The following is a 10,148-nucleotide window of genomic DNA, read 5'->3' as shown; positions in this document are numbered from 1 at the left end:
CCGAATGACAGATTCTCCGGCACATCAAACCGCACCGGGCACGCTTGCCCTGGTCGGCGCAGGCCCCGGCGCACGCGACCTGCTGACTCTGCGCGCGATGCAACGGCTGCAGCAGGCCGACACGGTTTTCTACGACCGCCTGGTTGATGAAGAGGTCCTGGAACTGGCCCCGGCTGCGGCCAAACGGGTCTTTGTCGGCAAACACGTCGGCGCCCACGCCTGGCCGCAGGACAGGATCAACGCGGTCATTGTGGCAGAAGCACTGAAGGGCCGGCGTGTCGTGCGCCTGAAATCGGGGGATCCCGGCATCTTTGGCCGTGCAGCCGAAGAACTGACCGCCGCCCGCGCGGCCGGAATTGAAACGGAAATCATACCCGGCGTGACCGCCGCCTGCGCTGCCGCGGCGCAGACGGGCCTGCCGCTGACTGAACGTGGCGTGTCGGACACGCTTGTGCTGACCACCGCTAGATGCAGGGCCGGAGACCCACTGCCCGACTGCGCCCGGTATGCAAAGCCCGGAACCACAATTGTCTTTTATATGTCGGTGGGACAGGCACCCCGGATCCGCGACGGACTGCTCCGCCAGGGCATGCCTTCCGCCACTCCTGTCACGATAGCTGTGGATGTCTCCAAGCCGGGAGCACGGACAGTGTCTTGTGGCATCAGCACGCTCCCGGAAACCCTAGATCAGCATGGGATCTCCGGCTGCGCAATAATTTTCATCACATGTCCCAAACACAGGTCCGGGTAAGGCTCCCGCTGGCAACAAGGCTATGTCGGCAAAGGCCGCAGCCAGACCAGGATTGAAGTGACGCCGACGGCATTCAGAAAGCTCTCGGCTGTCATATTCCAGCGGGTTTCGGTTCTGCGGATGTTATTGAGTTTGTTGAAGCATTGTTCGACCCGCTTTCGGATCAAATACAGAAAACGGCCAACGATGATGCATCTCCAGAGCCAACGCATCGGGACTACGGGGCGTATCCGCACCTATAAGGACCGCTTAGAGCCGCTTTCGTCATACTGCACCGCCGAAGGCCGTCACGATGCCCGCCATGCCAAAGCAATGCTGGATCCGGCCGCAAACAAGACCGGCATGAACGATGCTGACGGCCTGACCCATCCCGCCGAGGCCGGTTTTTTGCGGGAGGTGCGTGTGAAAGGGTTTGACAGCATGCCAACCCGCACTCACGTGGCCGCGCATTCCCGGTTGATCAGGATTGCGATTGAGCCTTCGAACCAGATCCGCGGGGTTATGAATACAATTGGGTATATCGTGCCACCGGACAAAGGAAGCAAATTCAAGAAACACGTCAGGTGCCTTCTCCTTGAACAGGGCGGGCTTGCTTCAATCGTGCCGCCCCTGCTGAAAGCCTGGAGCGGCGAAGGAGGCGGAAGAGCCCATGGTTATGTACCGGCTGCAGTTCGCAAATGTTCAATTGCGCGTTCTCAGGAAGTCGCTGATATGTATACGGCCTGTGTATCGACCTGTTGATTGCCGCAGCCCTGTTGGATGTGCGCACGCGCCGCTGTCTCATTAGTGCTACCGGGATCGATGATGACCATTTGGTCTCTCAGACTTTGGGTGCGTCTTTTTCCGTTCCATGCATTTGAGGTTTACGAACACCGTTTGCGGCTGAGGTCTGATAAAATCGCAGCCGCTGTTTCTTTTTCCTTCCAATCAAAAGCGTTCCTGGAGTTCAGGATGCTGCAGGCGATCCGGGCCAGTTTGCCGTCCAATGCCGGGAATGGTCATCAGGCGCTGACTGCCGGTCCGGGATATGCTGACGGCCTTGATCTCAGAAGCCGTCATTTTGATCCGCTCGTCCAGTCATATCCAATCGTGCTGAAGGCAGGCAATCAGCTTGCGCATGCGCAGGGACAGCTCATCACTGAGGCTGCGAGAATGGCTGGGAGCGCGTTGCACAGCGCAACCGCACACCGCCTGACAGTAATACCTTGTTCAATCAGAAAGGCACGGATTTGTCTCAGCGTTGCCGTCCGGTGCGGCACGAGGCAGGCCCGAACCCGGTGTAACGCCTGCAGGTCGAGCTGATCTTGCGCCTTCCCGGACACTGTCTTGAGGTTGGGGCGCAGGGCCGCTTCCGCAATCGCTTTGGCAACGTTGCAGTCGTTCTTTTGACCTTTTTTGAACGGCTTCACCTAGATCGCAGGAGTGATCCGAGGCTCAATTCCCAGCCCGCGCAACGAGCGGCTGACAAAATGCGCACTCATGCAGGTTTCAATGCCGGCTATGCAGCGCGGCAGGTCTTGAAACGTCGCAAGCAGCGCCAGCCGCTTGATTTTCCTGCGTAAAACAAACTGGCCTTCCATTTCGAAACCAACCGGCATCAGCTCATCAAAATCGTTCTTTGCCATACAATTCCTCCAGGCTGCAAAAATTGGCCAAGCTTAACCTATTAAGGGAAGCAGCCGGAACGAGCCCTCACCTGCCATTGGGGTAAACCCCGGCAGGTACGGGTTGTAGCTGGCAAAGCAGAAATACACGCCCAGAATGCCCTCTATCCAGCGACCGGTTTTCGTGTAGATCGCCACAACTGACGAGGTGGAGAACGCAACCGCATAAATCACGTGGCCGGTTGCCGGGATAATGCTTGTGCCTGCCACGGCTAAAGCGGCGGCCCGCACCGGAGTTTGCCCATCCAAGGCTAGAGCTTTCCCTTCAGATCGGCCGCCGGCATCAAGGAGCGCCCAAGGCGCAAGGGGGGTAAAGCCCCCTTGCGTCACGCTTTAGATCTGCCCCGACCACCTGAGCCAGCTTTCCGGGCTGCCGCGGAAGGTATTGAGGTCCACGTCGCCCGCCACCCCCGGCACTTCACCGGTGCCGGAATACTGCCAGAAGCTCCAGCTTTCACCCGGGTAGACCTTGCGCGGATGGCCCGCGACCGAACGCAGCCAGAACTCGGTGCCGCTGAGGCGCCCGATGCCGGTGTCGCGGTAGAAGTCCACGGTCGTGTAAACCACCGGGCGCTTGCCGTAGTGACGTTCAAGAATGTTCAGGAACTTGCGCGCCTCGGCCCTGACCTTGGCGCCGTCGGGCCGTGTTCTGCAGGTGCGGGAGCGGTGGTTCCACTCCATATCCAGCACCGGCGGCAGCGCGTTTGCATCCCTTGGCACATTGCGGATGAACCAGCGCGCCTGCTCGGCCGCAGGACGGCAGAAGTAATAATAGTGATAAGCGCCGCGTTTCAGCCCCGCGGCCCGCGCGCCGCGCCAGTTGTCGCGGAACATCGCGTCGGTGTGATCGCCGCCCTCGGTGGCCTTGATATAGGCGAATGAGACGCCTGAGCGGCGCACCCTGCGCCAGTCGATTTCTCCCTGATAGCGCGACACGTCGATGCCGTGAACCGGATAGGACCATGGCTTGCGCCCCTCCCACGCATGCGGATCACGGTCGCCGAACCGGGGATATGTCCGCAACCCGGACAGCTGCCCGTTGGCAGGTTCGGTGCGGGTGACTTCCGGCGCCTTCACCGCCCTGTCCCGCGGCCCGCCGCACCCCGCCGCCAGTGCCATTGCCAGAATCCCCAGAACCAATCTGCGCATGTGATCTGCTCCCTGCCTCGCCTCGTGAAAAACTGCTGTTTTCTTTGCCTGTTGTTTTTCACCTTAGCGCAGGGTGGCGCAATGTCGCGCCTGTAGGCGGGAAACCAGCATAAATCCGCCGCAGGAAGAAACGTGCCGCTTTGCAGGCGGCGCGTTCAGTTTGTCACAGCTGCGGCTGGCTCAGACCCATTTCGCCAGGGGCGGCAGGCTCATCAGGACCGCGTTGGCGTCATGGCCGGTTTCCAGCCCGAATTTGGTGCCGCGGTCATAGACCAGATTGTATTCAGCATAGAGGCCGCGATGGATCAGCTGGGCATCCTTGTCTGCTTCGGAATACGCCTGCACCCGGCGTTTTTCGACCAGCGGCACAAAGGCCGGCAGGAAGGCGCGGCCAATATCCCGGGTCAGGGCAAAATCCGCCGCCCAATCGCCAGAGCTCTGGTCGTCCATGAAGATGCCGCCCACCCCGCGGGCGCGCTTGCGGTGGGGGATGTAGAAATACTCATCCGCCCATTCTTTCAGCCGCGGATACTGGTCCGCGCCGTGCGGATCCAGATGCGCCTTCTGCTGCCCATGAAAATGCGCGGTATCCTCATCGTATTCAATGCAGGGGTTCAGATCCGAGCCGCCGCCGAACCACCAGGCGTGCGGGGTCCAGAACATCCGGGTGTTCATATGCACCGCCGGGACATGCGGGTTGCGCATATGTGCCACCAATGAGATGCCCGAGGCCCAGAACCGCGGATCGTCCTTCATCCCCGGAATGCCCTTGCGCGCCGCCATCGCGTTTTGCGCCCGTTCGCCAAGGGTGCCGTACACCTCGGAGATATTGACCCCGACCTTCTCAAACACCCGGCCGCCGCGCATCACGCTCATCAGCCCGCCACCCGCATCTGATCCGTCATCCGACGTCCGCGTGGTCTCTGTCACCTCGAACCGGCCCGGCGCCATATCTGCAAACGGGCCTTCGCTGTGGCTGTCCTCCAGCCTCTCGAACGCCGCAACGATCTGGTTGCGCAGGTCCCGGAACCAGGCAGCAGCCTGGGCCTTTTCGGTCTTCATCTCAGCAGTCATACGGGGTCTTTCTGATCAGTGGACCGGTGCCGCCACCGGATCCAGCAGCGTGCGGCCGCCGTCCAGCGTCAGCACCTGGCCGGTCATGAAACCAGAGGCGTCAGAGGCCAGGTACTGCGCCGTCTCGGTCAGTTCAGTGGGCGAGGCAATACGGCCCAGCGGGGTATGCGCCTCGATATCCTGGCGGTAGCTGCGGTTGTCCTTGAGGGTGGTGCGCATCGACGCGCTCATCACTGAGCCAAAAGCAATCGAGTTCACCCGGATCTTGTGCGGCGCCAGCGCCACCGACAGGGAGCGGGTCGCCTGATCCAGCGCGGCAGAGGCGATCGAATATGCCATCAGCTCAGGGTGGGTGCGGCGCGCGGCAATGGAGGACAGGTTGATGATACTGCCCAGCGGGCCGCTGCTGTCCTCGTCTTCCTCGCCCTGCCGGATCATCCGCTTGGCCACTTGCTGCGACAGGCGCACGGCGGGCAGCAGGCTTTGCATCAGCAGCTGATCCAGGGTGTCATCGGCGGGGTCCAGCGGATCAGTTGCCACCATCTGGCGCGCACCGTTGACCAGGATATCCACCCCGTCAAAGGCATCGATAGTGGCCGACAGCAGATTGGCAATGGTCAGCCGTTCGCGCAGGTCGCCTGCGAAATAGCGGATATTGCTTTCCTCGGCCTGCTCGCCCAGTTCGGCCACCAGCTGCGCCTCATGGGTGTCGGCAAACATCACATTGGCGCCGGCATCGGCAAACTGCTTGCCTATCGCCAGGCCGATGCCGCTGGACGCCCCAGTCACGATGGCGGTTTTACCGGAGATCGAAAAGGACATGTAAGGGCACTCCCCTGTAACAATCTGGCCTGCAAAAATCTGGCCTGTAGCACTCAGGGCCGCACGTTAGACCGGGCCTGCCGGTTTGGAAACCGGCATTGCGCCCCGCACGCGGTTACTTGCGCCGCCGTTTCGGCCGCGCCGCATGCAGGATCTTGAAACGGTTGTCACCGCCCTCCTCGCGCACCTGGGCAAAGCGTTCACCCAGTGCCACCTCATAAGGCAGATGCCGGTTGGCCACCATCCACAGGCTGCCCGAGGGCGCCAGCATCGCTGCTGCTGCCCCGATGAACGCCTGACCCAGCGACGGTTCCGCCGTGCGGCCAGTGTGAAACGGCGGGTTCATCACCACGGTGTTCACTGTGCCCGGCGCCTTCCATGTGCGTGCATCGGCCCAGTGAAACTGCGCCCGGCTGTCCGCAACATTCTGCCGCGCGCAGGCCAGCGCGTGGTAATCCGCCTCGGCCAGATGCAGTTCCTCGACACTCTCGCGTTTCAGCACCTCAGCCGACAGATACCCCCAGCCAGCCCCCAGATCAGCCACACAACGGCCCAGCTTCTGCGGCAGCGCCGCCGCCAGCATCCGGGACGCGGGGTCGATTCCATCCGCCGAGAACACGCCCGGCGCGGTGGTGAAGCCTTCAACCTGCTGCGGCTCTGCCGGCAGCCACTCGGACAAATCGGTGCCGCCGTCGATCCAGAACACCTTGCCATGCGCCTTGGAAACCGGAACCGAGGGTTCACAACGCTTGCGCAAATCCTTCAGAACCGAATCGATGCCCTCAGTCTTTGCGCCATCAATCAGCACCTGCCCCTGTGTCGCTGCCGCCGCCTGGGCGATCAGCATCCGCGCCAGCGCTTTGGCACGCGGAATAAAGACAACTGCAGCGGCCAGCGCCTCATCCGCCTCCAGTGCCGGGGTGCAGGCATAGCCCAGCGCGGCAAAGTGATCGTGGTCGGGGCGCAGCGGCTGGACGATCAGCAGCTGCTCCTTGGGCAGGGCTGACAGGTCGTGATCGCTGCGCGGATGAAACACGGCGATGCGGCCCTCTGACGGAACAGCAAAGCCGCCCGATTGGGCGGCCAATGACAGGCGAACGGACATCTAAGGGCCTCTTTATTCTTCTTTTTCCATGGTGCATTGCAGCGGGTGCTGCTGGCGGCGGGCGAAATCCATCACCTGTCCCACCTTGGTCTCAGCCACCTCATGGCTGAACACACCAACCACGGCAACGCCTTTCTTATGCACTGTCAGCATGATCTCGAACGCTTGCGCGTGGGTCATGCCAAAGAACCGCTCCAGCACCAGGACGACAAATTCCATCGGTGTGTAGTCGTCATTCAGCAGCAGCACCTTATAGCGCGGCGGGCGCTTGGTTTTCGGCCGCGTCTTGGTCAGGACGCCAGATTCGATATCGTCGTCTGAATGGTCGGTCATCATGATGTGCTGCAGCGGCATAAGCAATTTGATCCGTTGATACGTGGAGTTTCCTGTGACGCTTATATAGCCTCTATACTGTTTAGGAAAAGAGACTGAGACCCGCAGATTGATACGTAATTTGACAACAATCGGCTTTGATGCCGACGATACCCTTTGGCACAACGAACGGTTCTTCCGCGTCACCCAGGAAAGATTCGCCGAATTGCTGATGGATCACACCCCCGCCGACGTCGGTCCGGAGCGGTTGGAACGGCTGCTTCTGGACGCCGAAAAGCGCAATCTGGGGCGCTATGGCTACGGGGTGAAGGGGTTCACGCTCTCGATGATCGAAACCGCGATCGAGGTGACGCAGGAACAGGTGCCTGCCTCTGTGATCAAGGAACTGATCACTGCAGGGCAGATGATGCTCTCCTATCCCATCGAACTGCTGCCCCATGCGCGCGAAGCGATTGAGGCCGTGGCCGGCCGCTACACCGTGGTGCTGATCACCAAGGGCGACCTTCTGGACCAGGAACGCAAGCTGGCGCAATCCGGCCTGGGGGAGCTGTTCGACGGCGTCGAGGTGGTCTCGGAGAAAACACCGGAGGTCTATCTGGACATCTTCGCCCGCCACGGCGACGGGGCAGCGCACGCGATGATGGTTGGGAATTCCATGCGCTCTGACGTGGTTGCAGCCATCGGCGCCGGCGCCTGGGGCACCTATGTGCCGCATGGGCTGGTCTGGGAGGTCGAACACGCCGAAGCCCCCGAGCATAACCCCCGTTATACCGAGATTGCCGATCTGAGCGGGCTGGCGGGTTTGGTGAACAGCCTTTGCTGACTGTCCCGGGGATTGGATGCTGGACGGACCTGTTCCGGCCAGCTATCCCTTTGCCGACCCAAAGCGGAGACGCCGGATAGATGCCGCATGCCGAACTGAAATTCTCCAGCGATCTGGAAATCGACGCCAATTCCATCCTGGCCGAGATCGAGTCCGTGATCCTGCAACACGACAGCGGCGCCGGGGCCTGCAAGGGCCGGGCCTATCCGGCAGCGCAGTACCATCACAGCCACATTGCCATCACTGTGGCCCTGCTGACCAAGCCGCACCGGGACGAGGCATTTTCCCGCGCCCTGCTGGCGGATCTCGAATCCCGCATCAAGGCGCAGTTGTCCCAGCCTTGCGAATTTTCCCTTGGCCTGAGCTATTCCACTCCCTTCTACGTGACCAATTTTCACGCAGGTTAACGGCTCAGACCCGGCCTATACGGCCTGCAGGGGTGATATTCGGCCACCGCGCGATCTGGAAAACACAACTTTTTTCGGTAACCTTCTGTTAGCACTTACTGCATCTAGAGGAGCCGCTGGACACCCCCACAAGATGCCGGCAGGATGGCGCGCATAGCGCTGAATGGCGTGTGTCGCCGCTGTTTATTCCTCAGTAACCCTGTGTTAGGCTTTCGGTCACAGGCAAAAACGTCAGCCGGAAAACCGGCGGCATGAGGCAAACATGGCAGTGATCACGCAGGTCAATCCGGCGTCAGGCCGGGATTCTTGTACCCGGTTCCTGAGGGCAGCCGCGGTATTTCTTATCGCAGCACTTGTGCTGGCGCTCCAGCCGCACCAGGCCGCTGCGGCGCCCTATGCGGCGATGGTGATTGATTCCCGCACCGGCGAAGTGCTGCATTCGCGCAATGCCGATACCCGCCTGCATCCCGCATCATTGACCAAGATGATGACCCTCTACATCGCGTTTGAGGCGGTGCGGAACGGCGAAATCACGCTTGAGACCAAAGTCAAAATCAGCCGCAATGCCGCTGCCGAGCCGCCCTCGAAACTGGGTCTGCGCTCCGGCCAGCGGATTGCCTTTCGCTATCTGATCCGCGCCGCAGCCGTGAAATCCGCCAATGACGCCGCCACCGCCATCGGCGAGACGCTGTCCGGCTCCGAAGCGGCCTTTGCCCGCCGCATGAACCGCACCGCCAAGGCGTTGGGGATGAGCCGCACCACCTTCAAGAACGCCCATGGCCTGACGGCCAACGGGCATATGTCGACGGCGCGCGACATGACCACGCTGGGGCGGCACCTGCTTTATGACTACCCCGAATACTACAACCTGTTCTCCCGCCGCACGACCCATGCCGGCGTGCGCGAAGTGCCCAACACCAACCGCCGCCTGCTGGCCAGCTACCGCGGCGCCGACGGGATCAAGACCGGCTATACCCGCGCCGCAGGCTCCAACCTGGTGGCCTCGGCCAAGCGCGGCAACGAGCGGATCATCGCCACGGTGTTCGGCGGCAAATCCTCCACCGCGCGCAATGCCAAAGTGGCGGAACTGCTGGATCTCGGCTTCCGCCGCGCCCCTTCGCGTGCCGCCCTGCGCAAGCCGCGCCGCCCCGCGTACCAAGGTGCAGGCGTAGTGGTAGCAGACGCCGGGGACAGCGGCAGCAGCGAAGGTGCTGCGGGCAAGACCATCCGGGTCAGCGGCCAGGTCAACACCAGCCTGCGGCCCAGGACGCGCCCGGGCCGCACCGAGTCGCCGGTGCTGGTAGCCGCACTTGAGGAAGCCCTGCAGACGCCGCCGGCCGAAGCTGCTGAGGATACTGCACAAACCGCGCCGCAGGCGGAGCAGATTGAAAATGTCCAAACCGTCAGCGCCGAAGGTGCCGTGCAGGGGGATGCCATCCGTAACAGCATTGCCGTTGCCCTCGCCGAAGCAGAGGCAGAACCCGCACCGCCAGCCCAAGCCGCAACAGCCACTGTCATTGCTGCGGTGCAAAAGGTGCCCTTCACCGGGCTGAGGCCCGTGGCCCGCCCGGCCAGCCTGGCCCTTGCGAACGCTTCGCCCGAACCGGAACCCGTGGTTGTGACCCGGCTTTCCACTTCCGGCGGGCGTTACTGGGGTGTCAATGTCGGTCTCTACACCAGCCGTTACCAGGCCGAGAAGGTTCTGTTGCGCACGGCCCTGTCGGAGCTGGAAACACTGGACGGCTCCTTGCGCAAGGTGGCCAAAACCCGGCGCGGGTTCGAAGCCAATTTCCTCGGCATGAGCCAGGATCAGGCGGAACTCGCCTGCCGCCGCCTGAATGCCCGCAACGTAACCTGCAAGCCGATCGGCCCATCCTGACGCGAACGGCACAGAAAGCAGAACAAAAGGCGCCCCAGCGGCGCCTTTTTCATGCCGGAAACACCGAGCAAGCCAGCTGCTCCCGCCCGCCGTCAGCCTTTTCTGCGAAAAGACTTCCTGCCGTTGGGGGGGGGGGGGGGG

General features: G+C 62.0%; 10 protein-coding genes and 2 pseudogenes. 5 read left to right on the top strand and 7 right to left on the bottom strand.

Annotated elements, in window-relative coordinates:
- The first annotated feature begins 4 nt into the window (after positions 1 to 4).
- Positions 5 to 751 carry a uroporphyrinogen-III C-methyltransferase gene (cobA, locus tag L1069_RS20290; protein WP_129369780.1) on the top strand — a complete coding sequence of 249 codons (747 nt, stop codon included), beginning with the start codon at positions 5 to 7 and terminating at the stop codon, positions 749 to 751.
- A 291-nt stretch (positions 752 to 1,042) separates the two neighbouring features.
- Positions 1,043 to 1,378 (top strand): annotated as a pseudogene (locus tag L1069_RS20285) (IS110 family transposase); the annotation flags it as partial.
- Positions 1,379 to 1,732: 354 nt separating this feature from the next.
- Here L1069_RS20285 and L1069_RS20280 read toward each other — a convergent pair.
- The 7 genes and pseudogenes from L1069_RS20280 to clpS all read right to left on the bottom strand — a co-directional run.
- Positions 1,733 to 2,343, bottom strand: a pseudogene (locus L1069_RS20280) (transposase); the annotation flags it as partial.
- 66 nt (positions 2,344 to 2,409) lie between these two features.
- On the bottom strand, positions 2,410 to 2,664 hold the full coding sequence (locus L1069_RS20275; protein ID WP_237456849.1) for a hypothetical protein: 255 nt from the start codon (positions 2,662 to 2,664) through the stop codon (positions 2,410 to 2,412).
- Between the two features lie 84 nt (positions 2,665 to 2,748).
- On the bottom strand, positions 2,749 to 3,564 hold the full coding sequence (locus L1069_RS20270) for a glycoside hydrolase family 25 protein (RefSeq protein ID WP_237456848.1): 816 nt from the start codon (positions 3,562 to 3,564) through the stop codon (positions 2,749 to 2,751).
- Between the two features lie 180 nt (positions 3,565 to 3,744).
- Entirely contained in the window at positions 3,745 to 4,638 is an 894-nt protein-coding gene (gene hemF, locus L1069_RS20265) for an oxygen-dependent coproporphyrinogen oxidase (protein ID WP_134830674.1), read from the bottom strand.
- A gap of 15 nt (positions 4,639 to 4,653) precedes the next feature.
- On the bottom strand, positions 4,654 to 5,460 hold the full coding sequence (locus tag L1069_RS20260) for an SDR family oxidoreductase (protein ID WP_129369774.1): 807 nt from the start codon (positions 5,458 to 5,460) through the stop codon (positions 4,654 to 4,656).
- Between the two features lie 115 nt (positions 5,461 to 5,575).
- The gene (locus tag L1069_RS20255; protein ID WP_237456847.1) at positions 5,576 to 6,565 is read right to left on the bottom strand and encodes a class I SAM-dependent methyltransferase; all 990 of its coding nucleotides are present in this window, start codon (positions 6,563 to 6,565) and stop codon (positions 5,576 to 5,578) included.
- A gap of 12 nt (positions 6,566 to 6,577) precedes the next feature.
- Positions 6,578 to 6,901, bottom strand: coding sequence for an ATP-dependent Clp protease adapter ClpS (gene clpS, locus L1069_RS20250; RefSeq protein WP_129372831.1), 324 nt, complete (start codon positions 6,899 to 6,901; stop codon positions 6,578 to 6,580).
- 106 nt (positions 6,902 to 7,007) lie between these two features.
- On the opposite strand from clpS, the gene L1069_RS20245 reads away from it, so the two are divergent.
- The 3 genes from L1069_RS20245 to L1069_RS20235 all read left to right on the top strand — a co-directional run bounded on the left by L1069_RS20245 (position 7,008) and on the right by L1069_RS20235 (position 10,007).
- Complete coding sequence (locus L1069_RS20245) at positions 7,008 to 7,721, top strand: HAD family hydrolase (protein WP_237456846.1); 714 nt, start codon at positions 7,008 to 7,010, stop codon at positions 7,719 to 7,721.
- 80 nt (positions 7,722 to 7,801) lie between these two features.
- On the top strand, positions 7,802 to 8,128 hold the full coding sequence (locus tag L1069_RS20240; RefSeq protein ID WP_134830677.1) for a hypothetical protein: 327 nt from the start codon (positions 7,802 to 7,804) through the stop codon (positions 8,126 to 8,128).
- Between the two features lie 262 nt (positions 8,129 to 8,390).
- Complete coding sequence (locus tag L1069_RS20235) at positions 8,391 to 10,007, top strand: D-alanyl-D-alanine carboxypeptidase family protein (protein WP_237456845.1); 1,617 nt, start codon at positions 8,391 to 8,393, stop codon at positions 10,005 to 10,007.
- Positions 10,008 to 10,148 lie beyond the last annotated feature (141 nt).

The sequence above is a fragment of the Leisingera sp. MMG026 genome (genome assembly GCF_021654205.1).
Classification (GTDB): domain Bacteria; phylum Pseudomonadota; class Alphaproteobacteria; order Rhodobacterales; family Rhodobacteraceae; genus Leisingera.
The sequence above is the reverse complement of the archived record's forward strand: the minus strand, read 5'-3'. Positions and strand labels throughout refer to the sequence as shown.